Source organism: Pseudomonas sp. CFBP 13719, assembly GCF_014842095.1.
In the GTDB taxonomy this organism is placed as follows: Bacteria; Pseudomonadota; Gammaproteobacteria; order Pseudomonadales; family Pseudomonadaceae; genus Aquipseudomonas.
The window spans coordinates 214482-230581 of sequence record NZ_JACYVB010000003.1; the positions used below are offsets into that span (position 1 = coordinate 214482).

At 53.8% G+C, this 16100-nt stretch carries 15 protein-coding genes and 3 pseudogenes; 9 read left to right on the plus strand and 9 right to left on the minus strand.

What is annotated here, in order from left to right; translation table 11 throughout:
• Positions 1–16 precede the first annotated feature (16 nt).
• The gene (locus tag IFT57_RS11325; protein ID WP_122797568.1) at positions 17–412 is read right to left on the minus strand and encodes a DUF2946 domain-containing protein; all 396 of its coding nucleotides are present in this window, start codon (positions 410–412) and stop codon (positions 17–19) included.
• A gap of 176 nt (positions 413–588) precedes the next feature.
• On the opposite strand from IFT57_RS11325, the gene IFT57_RS11330 reads away from it, so the two are divergent.
• From IFT57_RS11330 to IFT57_RS11340, 3 genes are all read left to right on the plus strand, one after another.
• Positions 589–1473: a LysR substrate-binding domain-containing protein gene (locus IFT57_RS11330; RefSeq protein WP_122797750.1), complete on the plus strand. Its 885-nt coding sequence runs from the start codon at positions 589–591 to the stop codon at positions 1471–1473.
• 95 nt (positions 1474–1568) lie between these two features.
• Positions 1569–2735: a pyridoxal phosphate-dependent aminotransferase gene (locus tag IFT57_RS11335; protein ID WP_122797569.1), complete on the plus strand. Its 1167-nt coding sequence runs from the start codon at positions 1569–1571 to the stop codon at positions 2733–2735.
• Positions 2732–3658, plus strand: coding sequence for an AEC family transporter (locus IFT57_RS11340; RefSeq protein WP_122797570.1), 927 nt, complete (start codon positions 2732–2734; stop codon positions 3656–3658). The genes IFT57_RS11335 and IFT57_RS11340 overlap by 4 nt, the downstream gene beginning before the upstream one ends.
• A 234-nt stretch (positions 3659–3892) precedes the next feature.
• Here the strand turns inward: IFT57_RS11340 and IFT57_RS27255 are convergent, their stop codons facing one another.
• Complete coding sequence (locus IFT57_RS27255; protein ID WP_446731196.1) at positions 3893–4222, minus strand: sunset domain-containing protein; 330 nt, start codon at positions 4220–4222, stop codon at positions 3893–3895.
• On the opposite strand from IFT57_RS27255, the pseudogene IFT57_RS11345 reads away from it, so the two are divergent.
• From IFT57_RS11345 to kefC, 6 genes and pseudogenes are all read left to right on the plus strand, one after another.
• Positions 4175–5131: pseudogene (locus IFT57_RS11345) on the plus strand (FAD-dependent oxidoreductase); the annotation flags it as partial. The gene IFT57_RS27255 and the pseudogene IFT57_RS11345 overlap by 48 nt on opposite strands.
• A gap of 444 nt (positions 5132–5575) precedes the next feature.
• Positions 5576–5908, plus strand: a complete 333-nt coding sequence (locus IFT57_RS11350; RefSeq protein ID WP_007252395.1) for a carboxymuconolactone decarboxylase family protein — start codon at positions 5576–5578, stop codon at positions 5906–5908.
• Between the two features lie 42 nt (positions 5909–5950).
• The gene (locus tag IFT57_RS11355; protein ID WP_192151439.1) at positions 5951–7057 is read left to right on the plus strand and encodes an alkene reductase; all 1107 of its coding nucleotides are present in this window, start codon (positions 5951–5953) and stop codon (positions 7055–7057) included.
• 30 nt (positions 7058–7087) lie between these two features.
• Positions 7088–7306 carry a tautomerase family protein gene (locus IFT57_RS11360; protein ID WP_122797573.1) on the plus strand — a complete coding sequence of 73 codons (219 nt, stop codon included), beginning with the start codon at positions 7088–7090 and terminating at the stop codon, positions 7304–7306.
• Between the two features lie 109 nt (positions 7307–7415).
• Positions 7416–7936, plus strand: a pseudogene (gene kefF / locus IFT57_RS11365) (glutathione-regulated potassium-efflux system oxidoreductase KefF).
• Positions 7937–9760 (plus strand): annotated as a pseudogene (gene kefC / locus IFT57_RS11370) (glutathione-regulated potassium-efflux system protein KefC). It abuts the pseudogene before it with no gap.
• Between the two features lie 33 nt (positions 9761–9793).
• Here the strand turns inward: kefC and IFT57_RS11375 are convergent.
• The 7 genes from IFT57_RS11375 to IFT57_RS11405 form a co-directional block, all read right to left on the minus strand.
• The gene (locus IFT57_RS11375) at positions 9794–10123 is read right to left on the minus strand and encodes a thioredoxin family protein (RefSeq protein WP_122797574.1); all 330 of its coding nucleotides are present in this window, start codon (positions 10121–10123) and stop codon (positions 9794–9796) included.
• Positions 10124–10186: 63 nt separating this feature from the next.
• The gene (locus tag IFT57_RS11380; RefSeq protein WP_122797575.1) at positions 10187–10885 is read right to left on the minus strand and encodes a DsbA family oxidoreductase; all 699 of its coding nucleotides are present in this window, start codon (positions 10883–10885) and stop codon (positions 10187–10189) included.
• Between the two features lie 3 nt (positions 10886–10888).
• Positions 10889–11479 (minus strand): TetR/AcrR family transcriptional regulator, encoded by a 591-nt coding sequence (locus IFT57_RS11385; RefSeq protein WP_122797576.1) that lies wholly within the window; start codon positions 11477–11479, stop codon positions 10889–10891.
• A 93-nt stretch (positions 11480–11572) separates the two neighbouring features.
• On the minus strand, positions 11573–12346 hold the full coding sequence (locus IFT57_RS11390) for an SDR family NAD(P)-dependent oxidoreductase (RefSeq protein WP_192051342.1): 774 nt from the start codon (positions 12344–12346) through the stop codon (positions 11573–11575).
• A 91-nt stretch (positions 12347–12437) separates the two neighbouring features.
• Positions 12438–12992: an OsmC family protein gene (locus IFT57_RS11395; protein WP_192052840.1), complete on the minus strand. Its 555-nt coding sequence runs from the start codon at positions 12990–12992 to the stop codon at positions 12438–12440.
• 364 nt (positions 12993–13356) lie between these two features.
• Entirely contained in the window at positions 13357–14736 is a 1380-nt protein-coding gene (locus IFT57_RS11400; protein ID WP_122797578.1) for an MFS transporter, read from the minus strand.
• Between the two features lie 154 nt (positions 14737–14890).
• Positions 14891–16081, minus strand: coding sequence for a mandelate racemase/muconate lactonizing enzyme family protein (locus IFT57_RS11405; protein ID WP_192051345.1), 1191 nt, complete (start codon positions 16079–16081; stop codon positions 14891–14893).
• Positions 16082–16100: the final 19 nt, after the last annotated feature.

Genomic DNA, 16100 nt, shown 5'->3' on the forward strand with positions numbered 1-16100 from the left:
GTGGGCGGTGTCGTGATCAGGCAAAAGGGGAGGCGCGTGGACTCAGGCTGGGCCAGCGGATTCTTGGGTGCAGCGTTGGCAGTTCAGGATCTTCAAGGACAACGCCGGGTGTGTACTGCGGCAAGAAATGGCGGTAGTAATCCGAGGGCAGGGCTGCCAGCCCGGCATGGCCGCAACAGCAGTCCGCATGGTGCATGGCGTGTTCGGGTTCGGATTGAGGTATCTGAAGCGCCTCGATCGCCTGGCGAAACTCAGCTGAGACGACGCTCGAGTTTCCCCCGGAACAAAATCCGCCCCACAGCATGAGATTTACATCGGGCGCTTGCATCGCACGGCTGAGCGGCATGGCCAGAATGTTCAGCAAGATCGCCAGGCAGGCAATCCAGGGTCGGATACGTCTCAACGAACTCATGAATGAAATCGCTGCAAAGGGGAGGCTATTTAGCGCTCTTTAACACGCGATGTACATTTTACAAGGGTGCGCCATTTCGCCGCAGGTACATTGAGCAGGAGCAGAAGGGGTTTCATCCAAACACCACGCATGTCCAGACTGGTAAGCTCGCCCATCAATTCGATGGATGAATGGCTATGTCGCTACGCGCACTTCGAACACTGCTCGCTATTTCCCAGCACGGCTCTTTCGTCAGAGCAGCGGATGCCGTGCACCTCACCCAGTCAGCAGTCAGCCTTCATGTTCGGACGTTGGAGGAGGATTTCAACGCACTTCTGTTTGATCGTTCAAGGCGGCTGGCGGTGCTCACGGATGCAGGTCATATCGCAGTAGAGCGCGCACGAGAAATCCTATCCCTATACGACGGCATCTCATCCGAGATTGGTGGCGACAGTGAGCTGCGCGGCAGGCTTAGAATCGGCGCCATTCAGACAGCGCTGGCCGGCGTCCTGCCCCATGCGCTATCAGCACTGCGTACCGATCATCCCCACCTGCGAATCACGGTTGCTTCGGGCATGTCCGCAGAGCTGGCTACGCGCGTTGAAGCGGGCGAGCTTGACGTTGCGATCACAACGGAGCCGGTCAAACCGCACCCATATGGTCTGACGAGCACGGCGCTTTACGAGGAGGGATTCTGGATTATCGCGCCGGTGTCACTTGCTCTTCAAGACCTGCAGTTGCTGCTCAAAAGCCAGCCGTTCATTAGGTTCGACCGCCGCGCCTGGGCAGGTCGAACCATTGAGCGCGAGCTACGCGCTATGAAGCTGCGCGTGCAGACTAGCATGGAGCTAGATAGTCAAGATGCAATAATAAAGATGGTTTCGAATGGACTTGGCATCTCCATTATTCCGCTTGCTCAGCATCAAGTCGAAAGCCTAACGACACTGACCATCGCGCCGTTCGGCACGCCGCAAAAAACCAGGCGCGTCGTGTTGCTGGAGCGTGAAGACCGTCCACTTGGACGGTTGGCTTCAGCACTGGCGAACGCCGTGAAGGCGCATCTGCCAAAAACTGACCTATGAGAAAAACTTGTTGATTTCTGAATTTTAAGTCGTTTTTATTTTAGAGTCGAACTTCTTATCGTGGTGCCTATCTTGATGATTCGCTGAGGGGCACCATGATCATTTCATCTACCGACACCACTTCGTTGCGGTCTCCTATCTTAATCATGGCTGAGCGCGCCGCGCTGATACGCGCTCAGGGCAGGGATGTCATCGACCTGACATTGGGAGAGCCGGATTTCAACGCGCCGCCCCACGTGCTTGAGGCTGCGCACGCCGCGCTTGAAGGTCGCCTTACTTACTCACCTTCGAACGGTATCGAACCGCTTCGTTACGCGATCCGTATGCGCATGAAAGCCATTCGAAACCTGGATTACTCAGACGATCAGGTGGCAGTCGGCTGTGGCGCGAAGCAGATCATTTACAACGCTTTCCAAGCGACATTAAAACAGGGGGATGAGGTCATCGTTCCTGCGCCCTATTGGGCAAGCTATCCCACCATGATCAAAATGTGTGGCGCGCGACCTTTGATGGTGCCTACTACCCTAGAAGCCGGTTATTGCCTCACCGCAGAGGCTTTGGATGCAGCGCTTCGTGTGGCAAGGTCGCCCAAATGGGTCATCTTGAACGCGCCCGGTAATCCTTCAGGATCGCTCTACTCAAGCCAGCAACTGTCAGACATCGCTGAAGTCCTGCGCCGATACCCAGGAGTGATGGTGCTTTCAGATGACATCTATTCAGAAATTCGTTACACGGATGATGTATATCAGACCTTGGCGGCGGTGGCACCTGATTTGACTCACCGTATTTTGATCGTAGATGGCGTGTCCAAAGTCTACGCAATGACCGGCTGGCGGGTAGGATGGGGATGTGGGCCAACGCCATTGATCACGGCCATCAATTCGGTTCAGTCACAGAACTGTACTCAGACCAGCACTCTGAGCCAAGTGGCGGCGGTGGCTGCGTTGACTGGGCCTCAGACACTGGTGAAAGAGCGAAATGCTATTTATCGCCAGCGGCGTGATGCCGCTCTGAATGTCTTCGAGGCCTGCGAAGCGATTGATGTCGCGTGTCCGGAGGGTGCGTTTTACCTGCTACCTCGGATCAGAACGATCAAAGATGATCAGGCTTTCGCACTAACCCTACTCGAAGTAGGCGTAGCTACCGTTCCAGGTAGCGCATTCGGTATGCCGGGGCATCTCAGGCTTTCATTCGCCCTTGATGAGTCAGTTCTGATTGAGGGCTGTGAACGGCTGGTTCAGAAAATCAAGGCAAGCGCATGACGCTCTCTTTGCTGACAGCTTTGTTGCCTATCGCATTATTGATCGTGTTAGGCGCATGGCTCAAACGTAGTCAATTCTTGGCAGATAACTTTTGGGCGCAGGCAGAGCGCTTGGCATATTACGTACTGCTTCCCTCTCTTTTTTTTCACGGGCTGGCTACAGCTAAGCTTGATGGGGTGCCCTTTCAAGGCATGGTCTCTGTGCTCATCGTATCGACTGTTGTGGTATCGCTGATGTTAGTAAGCGCGCGAGCGCTCATCACCACAAACGATGCGGCATTCACCTCCATATTCCAGGGTGGTATACGTTTCAACAATTACGTGGGCGTGTCGATAGCGGCGGGATTATTCGGTGTTCAGGGCATTGCCCTGGCAGCCGTTGCGAACGCGGCGATAGTGCCCACAGTGAATATCCTGTGCGTGTTGGTCTTTGCGAAGTACGGGGCGGGTGGCAGGATGCCATTGAGCAAAGTCCTTAAGCAATTGGCTCTGAATCCGCTGTTGCTGTCGTGCTTGGCTGGTGGGTTGATCCAAGTGACAGGTTTGGGACTGCCCATCGGTGTTGAGCCAGTGCTCAAAGCGTTGGGCCAAGCGTCACTCCCTCTAGGTTTACTCTGCGTGGGCGCCGCGCTGGAGTTCGGGAGCATGAGGCAGTGGCTGCGCCCAGTTGGCTATTCGTCACTGGTGAAGTTTTTAGTCATGCCACTGGTCACGCTTGGAGCTTGCCATTTGTTCGGGCTGGAAGGAAAAGCTGCCATCGCAGCACTGCTGTTTCAGGCGCTCCCCACTGCTTCATCGTCCTACATCATGGCGCGGCAGCTAGGTGGAGATGCACCGCTTATGGCCGGAATCATTGCTTGTCAGACCCTGCTGGCGGGAGTGGCCCTTCCCATCGTTATCCTTGCGGTGACCCAGTGGGTTTGAGCCTCATATCCACGTGGTACCGTCCAAAGCACATTCATTCCCATTTGAGTTTCATTGCGAAATCTTTTACAAACGGAGGGCGCAGGTTGCTAGGCCGAATGTGGGAGTATGGACGCCCGAAGGGCCAAGCCAATGGCTTTCCCCTTGGCTTGGTTTACGACAGCCGTCCCCGCGAGGGGTCTGCACAAACACTCAAGTCGTCATCTTTAAGGACGGCATGGCCACAAGACTTGCCTACCTGCAATTACCTGCCTTTCTAAATCCGGCAGCTTCCGCTTCTGACTCTGACCCGAAAGTGATCTGATTCTTCGTTGCTACTTTGTCATAGCTCGGGCACCCACTCGGTAGGTGATACACATGGCTATTCCTGTTGCCAATAATCACTCCTGTCGAAGCGGTACTGATGACCTCAGGGGCGGACGCTGACTTCGCTACCCTCTGCGGTATCGGATTCACGATCCCATCACCAGCCGGTTTGTACCCCGGCGTCCAGGAGCGCTGCCCGGTCACGAATGGCTGATTACTACCGGTGGCTGGCCAAAGATCCCCGAAATCCCCGGTCACGAGTACGCGATCAGCTCCAATCAAGCATTCTTTCTCAAAGGTCTGCCCAAGCGCGTTCTTGTAGTCGGTGGCGGCTACATTGCCGTTGAGTTTGCCGGGATCTTCCATGGCTTAGGTGCCAGCACCACGCTGATGTATCGCGGTGATCTGTTCCTGCGCGGCTTCGACGGTACGGTACGCAAGCATTTGCAGGAAGAGTTGACCAAGCGTGGGATGGATCTGCAATTCAATTCCGACATTGTGCGTATCGACAAGCAACCTGACGGCAGCCTGAAAGTAACCCTAAAGGATGGTCGGCAGCTTGAGACAGATTGTGTCCTCTTCGGTACGGGTAGACGCCCGATGCTCGACAACCTGGGCTTGGAAAATACGGGTGTAAAACTAGACGAAAGAGGTTTTGTTGAGGTCGATGAGCTATATCAAACTGCTGAGCCGTCAATCCTAGCTTTGGGAGACGTGATAGGGAGAGTCCAGCTTACGCCTGTCGCACTGGCCGAGGGTATGTCAGTGGCACGTCGCTTATTCAAGCCTGAGCAATACCGTCCGGTTGACTACCAGATGATCCCGACGGCAGTCTTCAGCCAGCCTAATATCGGAACTGTCGGGTTGACCGAAGAGGAGGCACGTGAGGCAGGGCACGAGGTAGTAATCTTTGAAACCCGCTTCCGCCCTATGAAACTGTCATTGACCGAGTGCCAGGAGCGCACGTTGATGAAGCTCGTGGTGGATGCCAAGTCCGATAAGGTTTTGGGCTGTCATATGGTAGGCCCTGATGCCGGAGAGCTTGTGCAGGGGTTAGCGATTGCGCTGAAGTCGGGGGCGACCAAACGCATTTTCGACGAGACCATCGCTGTGCATCCGACATCCGCTGAAGAATTTGTCACCATGCGCACCCCGGTTGGAGGCTGATCGGTTTCAGGCAGTTTTTATGCACTCAGCTCTGTCGCAATGGCAGCAGCTGGGTGTAAACGTTTGCCGCGCCGTCTCGCCGTGGACGACACGCACCTGAGCATGGTTGTCCCCAGCTCCGTACAAAGAATCTCAACCTTGATACGGCAAGCTTTATCCCCCAAGCATTCGGCACATGCATCCATTCGAGCGGGCGCGCTGCTTTTTCCAACCAAATAAGATTCTCATCCTTAGAAAGGCTACCTATAGGTAGGCAGTTTTATTTGGAAGAATCTTCCAACCAATCCTAGAAAATCCCGTACCGAAATTGTCACCAAGATCTTGTCGAGTGACATGATTTTCTAATGATCTGTTGAAAGCCTACCAACTAGATGGTAGCGTATATCCAGATTCAGAAATCACCCACGAACCTGCAGGGCGTTGAACGCCCACGTGAGAGCCCCCATGCAAGATTGGAAGCAAACCCGCAAAGACATCAACACTCGTCTGGTAGAGCTGAACGGCCTTTCCCCTGAAACCATGAAGGGCATGGCTGCTCTCGGTGCTGCCGGCAGCAAGACAAATCACCTGGATGCGAAAACTCGCGAACTGATCTCCCTCGCAGTAGCTGTGACAACCCGGTGTGATGGCTGTATTGCATTCCACGCAGCGGAAGCCAAAAAGCTCGGTGTTACCAGCGAAGAAGTGGCCGAAGCACTGGGCGTAGCCATCAACATGAACGCCGGTGCCGCTCTTGTCTACAGCACCCATGTACTCGACGCTTTCGATAAGTCCTAAGCATTACGCAGACTTTCCTCTTAGACGATTTCGAGAGCAATCATGAATGAGCTGTTCACCCCTTACGATTTGGCCGGTATCCCGCTAAAAAACCGCGTTGTCATGGCGCCCATGACCCGCACCCGAACGTTGAACAACATTCCAAATGAATCGAACGCGCTGTACTACGCGCAACGTGCTTCTGCTGGCTTGCTGATCACCGAAGGCCTGCCCATCTCCGATGAGGCTCGTGGCTATCTGTACACCCCTGGTATCTACGAGGATGTGCATCTGCCGGGTTGGCGCAACGTGACTGACGCGGTGCACGCCAAAGGCGGGAAGATTTTTGCACAGCTCTGGCACGTTGGCCGCATGTCCCACGTGTCTGTACATGGCATGGCGCCCGTGTCTTCGGGCACGGTGCCTGCGGTGGATACCACGGTGTATGCCTGGATCGAGCCCGGCAAATCTGGCCCTGTACAGCCTAGTACGCCACGCGCCCTAGAAACCGAAGAAGTAAAACGCGTCATCGCGGACTTTGTTAAGTCTGCGCGTATGGCGATGGATGCCGGTTTTGACGGTATCGAAATCATGGCAGCCAACGGCTTCCTGTTCGACCAATTCCTGAGCAGCGCCTTGAACACTCGTACTGATCAGTACGGTGGCTCCATTGCGAACCGTCAGCGCTTCCTCCTGGAAACGATTGACGCGATTGCAGCTGAAATCGGTGGATCGAAAATTGGCGTGCGTTTCTCTCCGTTCGGTCGACTGTACGACTTCGGTGTGTACGAAGGCGAAGAAGAAACCTGGATGAGCATGGCGGCTGCCCTCAACGAACGAGAGCTGGCATTTGTTCACCTGAACTACCAGCCGACCATCCTGGCCGCGCAAACACCACCAGGTTTCGGCGCTGCGTTCCGTGAAGCTTACAAAGGCACCTTGATGGCTGCTGGCGGCTTCACCAAAGAGATCGCAGAGTCTGAGCTGGCCAAAGGCGAACTCGACCTGATCGCTTTCGGCACCGCCTACATCGCCAACCCGGATCTGGTAGAGCGCATGCAGAACGATTGGCCGCTGGCCGAGGGTGATCGCGAGACCTACTACGGGGTTAGCGATTCCATTGATAAGGGTTACACCGACTACCCGGAATACTCAGCTGCGAAAGCCTAATACTCCCGTTCAAGACCTTAGGAGAACACCATGCCACTCGTGACTATCAAAGGCATCGAAGGCGTTTTTACCGACGAGCAAAAAGCAGAGGTCATTCGCAAGGTAACCGACGCTATGGTGTCGGTGGAGGGCGAAAACATGCGTGCCCTGACCTGGGTCATTTTCGAAGAGGTTAAGAGCGGAGACTGGGGCATCGCTGGCAACCCCGTGACTGCACAGGATGTTTTGAAGCTGCAAGCAGGTCAATAAGGCTTCATCGCTTAACTACTAGCTCCCTGATTGCTGAGTGCATCTACGCTCAACGGTCAGGGGGCTTTTTCCGTTCTAAAAGAACGCCCAGCTTGTGGGGGATCACGCCGTGATTCTGATCATTTACGCCCATCCTTACCCTGAGAAATCCAACGTAAACGAGCTGATGCTCAGGTTCACAGCAACTAATCCTAATGTTGTAATCCGCTCCCTGTACGACCTTTACCCCGATTTCAATATCGACGTTGAAGCCGAGCAAAAGGCCGTGGAGCAAGCAGACCTGTTGGTTCTCCAACACCCTCTATATTGGTATAGCTACCCGCCACTTTTGAAGCTGTGGATCGATAAGGTCTTCACGCAGGGCTGGGCCTACGGTGCGGGCGCTACTGCGTTGAAAAACAAGAGTCTGCTGTGGGCCGTAACCACGGGCGGAGAGCACGATCATTTCAAGGCGGCGACCACCCAGGCTTCGCGGTGTTGTCCCAACCCCTTCAGGCGACCGCGAACTACTGCGCGATGAACTGGTTGAGTCCTGTAGCAATTCACGGCGCATACAGAGCAGATCAAACTGCACTACTCAAGCAAATTCGTCGTTACGGCGAGCGCCTGGCCTCATGGAAGGAAGACTGAATGGAAACCCACAGCCTGATTGAAATGCTCATCTACCTAGGCTCGGCTGCTTTGATAGTCCCGATTGCCGTCCGGTTGGGATTGGGGCCTGTTCTGGGCTACCTGATAGCCGGCTGCGTGATCGGCCCCTGGGGCTTGAAACTCGTGACTGACGTCGAGTCCATCCTGCACTTCGCCGAAATTAGCGTGGTCTTGATGCTGTTCATCATTGGTCTGGAACTCGACCCCAAGCGTCTTTGGGCAATGCGCCGTATGGTGTTCGGGGGCGGCGCGTTACAGATGCTGGCGTGCGGTATTGCCATCGCAATATTTTGCGCAGCCCTAGGCTTGAACTGGACGGCTGCATAGCTGGTCGGCCTGACGCTGAGCCTGTCGTCGACTGCTATCGCCATGCAGGCCATGAGCGAGCGAAACATGAACTCCACCGCTGTAGGTCGTAGCAGCTTTGCGGTGTTGTTATTCCAGGACATCGCAGCGATTCCCTTGGTGGCAATGATTCCACTGCTGGCCGCAGATGGTGGTACGCCCTCAGGGGCAGCGCTGGCCCTGTCTATCGCCAAAATCGTCGGTGCAATTGTCGCAGTGGTTCTCTTGGGTCAGTACGTCTCTCGGCCCGTCCTTCGCTTCGTAGCGCGCTCTGGCCTGAGAGAAATCTTTAGCGCCGTCGCACTGTTCCTGGTGTTCGGGTTTGGCCTCTTGTTGGAAGAGGCGGGCTTATCCATGGCCATGGGCGCTTTCCTAGCCGGCGTCCTGTTGGCCAGCTCGGAGTATCGTCATGCACTGGAGAGCGATATCGAACCTTTCAAAGGGCTGTTGCTGGGTTTGTTCTTCATCGGCGTGGGTATGTCGATTGACTTCGGAACGCTGATCGACGCCCCTCTGAAAGTCATCACCCTGACGTTGGGCTTCATCCTGATCAAGCTACTCGTGATCAAGCTTTTGGGTCGATTCCTGAATGTCCCAAATGACCAGCGTTCATGGCAGGCGGTATTTCTCGGTCAAGGCAGTGAGTTTGCCTTTGTCGTATTTAGTGCCGCCACGGTCGCCGGAATCCTAGTCGACCCTTGGGGTAAAAGCTTGACGCTGGCGGTGGCGCTGTCCATGGGTGTAACGCCTTTATTGATCCTCTTGCTCAATCACCTGGAGTCAGCGAACAAACAGGGCAGCAAGGAAGCGGACACCATTGACCAAAGTAATCCTCGAGTGATCATCGCCGGCTTCGGAAGATTTGGTCAGATCGCGGGACGTCTGCTGATGTCCTGTGGTTTCGAGGTAGTGGTCTTGGATCACGACCCAGACCACATCGAGACACTTCGCAAGTTTGGGGTGAAGGTATTCTACGGGGATGCCACTCGTCTCGATTTACTGCACGCTGCGGGTGCCGCACAGGCCGTGGTGCTTATCAATGCCATCGACAATCAGGAAGATAACCTGGCACTGACCAAGCTGGCCCAAGAGCATTTTCCATCCTTGAAGCTGGTCGTGCGCGCTCGTGATATGGGACACATCATCACGCTGCGTCAGATGGGTATTGAAGACGTAGAGCGAGAGACCTTTGAAAGCGCACTTTCTCTCGGGCGCAGAGCTTTGGAGCAACTAGGGATAGGACGCTACGAGGCCCGTGAGCGTGCGGATCGGTTCCGCCGTCTGAACCTGGAAATGCTGGAGGAGATGGCCGCTCAACCCGATGAGGATACCGACTTCAGATACGACGCTTACAAGCGAGCGAACGCTTTACTAACTGAGATCTTCAATGAGGATCGCGCTCATCCAATTGACGCTGGCCCAGGTAAAAACGAGTCTTCGACATCACCAGGTGCATAGGCGACCAGACTGATGAGCATGGAGGACGCCCGATTAGCTGGCGTCTTCCAGCTCAGCGATGATCGCTTTCTTCAAGGCTGAGACCGATTTAGACCCTGCGAAGACTTTCAACAACCGGCCTTCGTTAAACACGGCCAAGGACGGCACAGAGCGGATGCCGTACATCTGCGCAATCGTCGGAGACACAGCGATATCAATCTTCCCAAAAGATGCTATCGAATGGAGTTTTGCTTCGAGCTCAAGAAAGACCGGCCTCATTTCTTTACAGGGTTTGCACCAAGAGGCGGAGAACATAACGACACTGCTGCCTTTGGCTACGAAGCGAGCAAATTCGGGAGCACTCAACTCAACGATACGGCTCATCTGGGTCTCTCGTTCTGTGTCAGGGAAAAGCGGCACCTTGAGAGTGCCGCCATCCAATGCCAGTCAAATTTCGCAGCCATCGATCCCGCAGACCTGGCCCATTGATGCGCTATCCAGGGATTTCGCCTCAGCTGCCATCTGATTCAACGCCTGAAGGAAGGAGGCGTCTGTCTGTGCGCCTGATACCGAGACCGCATTATTGAAGACGAACAGCGGTACGCCGGAACCCAATTGGGCGGCAAACTGTTCATCCGCTTTCATCTCAGCGCGCAGCTCTGCAGATGACCAAGCCAGTTGGATGGACTCATCCGACACACCTGCGCCTTTAGCAATCGCCGCCAAGCTGGCGCGATCAAAAAGGGACTTACCGTGGCTGGTACTCTGCTCGTACAGCGCTTCCACAAGACGCTTTTTTACCTCCGAGTCTTCAACAGCTTTTACCAGCACATGAGCATCCGCAGTATCGCCAAACATCATGGTGTCAAAGCGGTAATCCAGCCCGTCGGCCTCGCCATATTTACTGACGGTACTCATCATCGATAAAGCGGAGTTTGCGTTACCGAGCTTACGCTTCAAGGCCGGAATCATCGGCTCCGGAGCATGGTTGGCAGCCAGCCGATAGGCCCGAACGTTGACCTGTACCTCGTCCTTCTCTGGGAAGCATTCAAGTGCTTTCTCAAAGCGGCGCTTGGCAATCCAGCACCAAGGACACACATAATCAGACCAGATATCGACAACGTATTTTTTCGAAGGAGTTTTCATGATTTATCCTGCACGAAGAAATGAAGACTGAATTGCCACCATTTCAAGCAAATGGTTAAAACCAGCCAAAGGGTCGGTTGATCGACCGAGTGTCCAATCAATGAGGCTGGCTCCCTCCAACATGCTCAGCAGCATGAAGGCGAAGTTTTCAGCGGTTGTTCCCAGTGACCAGTTGTGCTGCCGGACGGCGTCCTCGAGGGTGCTTTGAAGCCAGGCGAGCTGCGAATTGAAGAAATCCCTGGTAAGCCCTTGGAGCGATAAAGGCAACGCAGCCATTTCCGCTGCCAAGGCGCCGCATAACGGCAGCAGCCCCTCATTCGCGCTGATCACGAAAAGTCGGGAAAAAGCCTGTAAGCGCTGCAGTGGCTCGGAATGCATGCTCTCGATTGAGAGCAACGTCTCATTGAATCGAGCGATGTAGTCGTTGATCAGCTCCGCGCCCAGGCACTCCTTGGTAGGAAAGTGATGGTGAATGCTGGCTTTTTTGATACCGATCTTCGCGGCGAGATCAGCGTAACTAAATGCTGAATAACCCTTGGAACGCATCTGGGTTTCCGCATAACTCATAAGCGCAGCTTTTGTCGTGATAGACATTCAGAACTCCTACAGCCAGCACCCTTTCCACCGAAGCAGTGCATTGGAAAAGCGCCTAGCTGGAAGGCGCTACACGCAGTGCTTGCTACGGTATTAGGCGCGTACCGCCATCACCCCTGCGTCCACATCCCAGATAGCGCCGGTCACCCAGGACGTTTTATCGGAGAGCAAAAAGAGGATGGTGTTGGCGACGTCTTCGGGAACACCCACTCGACCCAACGGGTGGAAATCATTCAGCGACTTCATCGCATCCGGGATTGCATCCTTGTCCATGAAGCCTTCATAGATCGAGGTGTGAACAATGCCAGGTGAAACGGCATTGACCCGGATACCTGAGTGAGCCAATTCAACTGCGAGGTTTCGGGTAACTGCATGCAGACCCGCCTTGGCCATCGAATAAGCAGTCGCAGGAGAGCCTGCCAGGGCGGCTTGGGCACCAATCGAACCAACGTTGACAATGGAACCTTCGCGTTTGGCGGCAAGCATGTTCTTGACCACAGCCTGAGTGATGAAGAATGTGGCGCGGTTCAGATCCAGGTACATGTCGTAGTCAGCCTCATCGTGCTCGATGAAAGGCTTGGGAATGAATATGCCTGCAGAGTTCACCATGAAACCAATGTCGCTATGGTTGGCATTGATCTCGTTGCGTACATGATTCATCCCTTCCTCCGTCATGAGGTTGGCAACGATCACGGATACGTTCCCCAGCGGACTCAGCTCGGCACGCACAGTCTCGGCTTTATCCTGTTTGCTGCCGGTGATAACCACGCTCCCGCCCGACTTCAAGAACTGGCGAGCTGTTTCCAAGCCCATACCACTCGTGCCGCCGACGACCAACAGTTTTTTGCCTTTAAAAAAATCGTTCATTGCAGACTCCGTTTATCCAGATTTCATTGAGGGTGGCACCGGCAAGCAAACTGCCGGTGCACGCCTGGCTCGGATGTGACAAGGCTTGGGATCAGCCCTCACGCACTTCGAGGGTTGGCACCATGCGAATGGCTCTGGAGAAGTTTGCGTAGTTGACCGATGTCTTGAGCACCAAGTTGTGCAGCTCTTCCACACGCTCACGCGAGGCGTCGGTGTGCAGGCGAATGACAACACTGACTTCGTCGTAGCCTGGGTTAACGCTTTCGTCGATGCCCAGGAAGCCGCGCAGGTCGAGGGTGCCGTCAGTCTCGATCTCCAGGCTGTGAATTTTGATGCCCATCATCGCGGCATTGGCGGCATAGCCGACCGACATGCAGGCGTTGAGAGCAGCCATCAGCAGCTCCTGAGGGTTCGGCGCAGTGTTTTCACCCAGCAATTCATTTGGCTCGTCGGCAACGATTTCGAAATCACGCGAGTAGGTTTCACCGGCGAGGCTGTAGCGGCTTACTTTGGCCACGGAGCGGGTCTGGCCTTTCCACGCGGTCTTAACGTTGAAGCTGGCGTGGCGCTTGTTCGCATTCTCAGCAACACCTTGAGCAAACTGTTGCAGGGCAGCTACGTCAATACCGTTCAGGTTGTTAGTCATTTGGTAAATCCTCTAGGTTACGTAAGGTCGCTTGAATGAATCGCTGACCAAACAACCCTACCAACTAGATGGTTTGCTTGCAAGGAGTTTAGCCAAAATTCTTAAGCAGGTAGCTGTAGAGACCAGCATATTGGAGTGCGCATCGAGGCCTCTCCCCGCGAGTAAATCCAGGCTAATCAATGGGATAGGGCGATGACTGGTCAAGAATCAGAGAGATAGCGCGGGAGGAAATCAGCGGCTTCCACATCCGCTGAGCGGCTGTTTGAAAGGGAAATAACGATTAGAAAATGCTGACAGGGATGTGCTCTGTTCTTGCCCGAGCCGTGCAGTGCCAAGCCATACGCTGTCTTGGCACTGCACGATTTCAGTGGGTCTGCCCCGCGTGCAAATTTCTACCTACAGTAGCTTGAAAGTCTTTACGCGGTATCAGTGCTGCAGGAATGCCCTTCAACAAGAGAACAGCTCCGCATGCAAGTACAGCTGAGAAAATGCATAGGCCGTAGTTTATGGATCCGGTAGTGATCTTGATCCAACCGATCACAGCTGGACTGGTGAAACCGCCCAGCAAGCCAATGGAATTAATTGCGGCGATTCCACCTGCTGCCGCAGAACCGGACATGTAGGAGGTTGGAATTGTCCAGAAAACGGGCATCGCAGTGAGTATGCACGTAGCTGCTAGCGTGATCGCGCCCAAAGAAACCACCAAGCTTTGGCCGAACCACACAACCATTAAAAGCCCGATGCAACCACCGAACATACACACAGCCAAATGCCAACGGCGCTCCTGTTTCTTGTCAGAGTGTTTGCAAATCAAGATCATTCCAATTACGCCTACGATATAGGGTATTGCAGTCAGCAGGCCTATATTTACTGCGTCGGAAATTCCGTGCTCTCGAATCAGAGACGGCAACCAAAAGCTTATAATGTACAAGCTAGCCGAGATAGAGAAGTAAACAGCGCCGAGAATATAAAGTCGATAATCCTTCAGTGCTGCACCAAAATGATGAGTCTTCCCTTTATCACTTGAGTTCTCTTCCGCCAAGGCGTCAACAACAATGCTCTTCTCGCTGTTACTGAGCCAGCTGGCTTCGTTAGGACTATTCGAGAGCACAAAGAATACAGAGATACCCAATATAAGAGTGGGGATTGCCTCAATCACGAACATCCACTGCCAGCCCCGGTAGCCGAGCACACCATCCATGTGGGCTAGCAGCCAACCCGAAACGGGCCCGCCGATGATTCCTGCAACTGCGATTGCGGACATGAACATCGCAATGATTTTTCCCCTCATTGCAGACGGATACCAGAATGTCAGGTAAAGGACGATTCCTGGGAAGAACCCAGCCTCAAACGCACCTAGAAGAAATCGTGCAATATAGAATTGCATTGGTGTCTGGATAAACGCAAAGCTGCCCGAGATTAGTCCCCAAACAATCATGATGCGCATTAGCGTAAGCCGGGCGCCAATTTTCTCCAGAATCAGATTGCTAGGTATTTCGAACAGAAAATAGCCTAGGAAGAAAATTCCAGCACCCAACCCGTATACAGCGTCTGAAAAATTCAAATCCTGTTTTATATGAATGGCCGCAAATCCGATGTTCACACGATCAAGATAGGCGAAGACGTAACATATAAAAAGAAACGGAATTAGGCGGAGCGTGATTTTTCTGTAGATATCGGGCGCCTGCACGCAGCCATCCGCGTTACATTTCTCTTGGCCGCTCACAGCATTTGATTTATTCATGATGATGCCCACCTGAACCGAAAGGCATCAAAGAAGAGTGCGGTTTTGAGTTCGTAGGCTTGAAGATTCTTGTCGCTGTAAATTGAGAGGTTGTCATTTTTATTCTCCCGTTAGTTTGATTGCGAGGAGTGATCCCCCTCGCTTTAATTAGCTGTTACAAGCCTAGGTATCCTTTAAAAGCTCGAGCAGGGCGGGCTCGCATCATGTCTTCGATTGGATCACATCCCCAACCTGGAGTGTCAGGCACAACCATTGCGCCATTTTTGATCTCCGGTATATAACTAAAAAGATCCTTGTCCCACGCCAAGCGATCAATATCATGCTCCATGATCCTGAGGTTCGGAACCGCAGCCGCGAAGTGCACGTTCATCATTGTTGCTTGATGGCTATAAAAATTATGAGGCGCGACATTTACGTCTAGTGCATCGGCCACATGCGCAATCTTCATGGATTGCCACACTCCATTCCAAACTGCATCAATGATCGCAACGTCAACGGCTTGAGCTTGTAGATACGGTAGGAACTGACGTATGCCGAACAGCGTTTCGCAGGCTGCGACTGGTGCGTGGCTTTGCGAGCGTATGTATGCGAGGGCTTGGGGATTATAACTGTCCAGTTCTATCCAAAAAAAATCATAGTCACGCAGCGCTTTGATGATCTTCACGAACCCTTCAGTTTTGAAGTTGAAGTTTAAGTCGATCAAGAGCTCCGTGTCTGGGCCCGCACCTGCTATCAAGGCATCAAGGTGGGAGCGCACACTCGTGACCAGCTTCTTATCCAGGTTCAGGGAAGGCTCGTACGGGGCCGCGAATCCTGGCATCCACTGCCGAATACCGCGCTCGTCATGGACGAACAAATTTGTCTTAACCGCCGGGACTCCCAGCTCGCGTGCGTCCACGCCAGCCTGCGTAACCCCACTCAGATCGGTGATGACCGGACTGTAAAATTTTGGATGGTTGATGCGCCAGGTAGCGCAATGCGACCAGTACACAGGGATGCTATCTCTGTGCTTTCCGCCCAGAAGCTCGTAGCACGGTACTCCCAGCGCCTTCCCTTTGAGATCAAGAAGCGCATTCTCGAAAGCCCCGAGAGCTTCTGCCGCCAGTCCGTGGGGAGCTGGTCTCAAGGTCGCAGCAAGTGGGCCAATCACCGCTTCGTGACCCAAAACTGACTGCCCTATAAGTCTGGGCGCAATTTTTTCGATCACGCCAGTGAGGCCAGCGGGCCCGAATGCTTCATCGTACTCGGCCCACCCTACAGTCCCATCGTCAGCAACGATCTTGAGGTAATGGTAATTCCGCCAACCTGCGTCACAAGCAATAGTTTCGATCTGTTCAATACGCATTTTTATTGTTCTCCAAGGC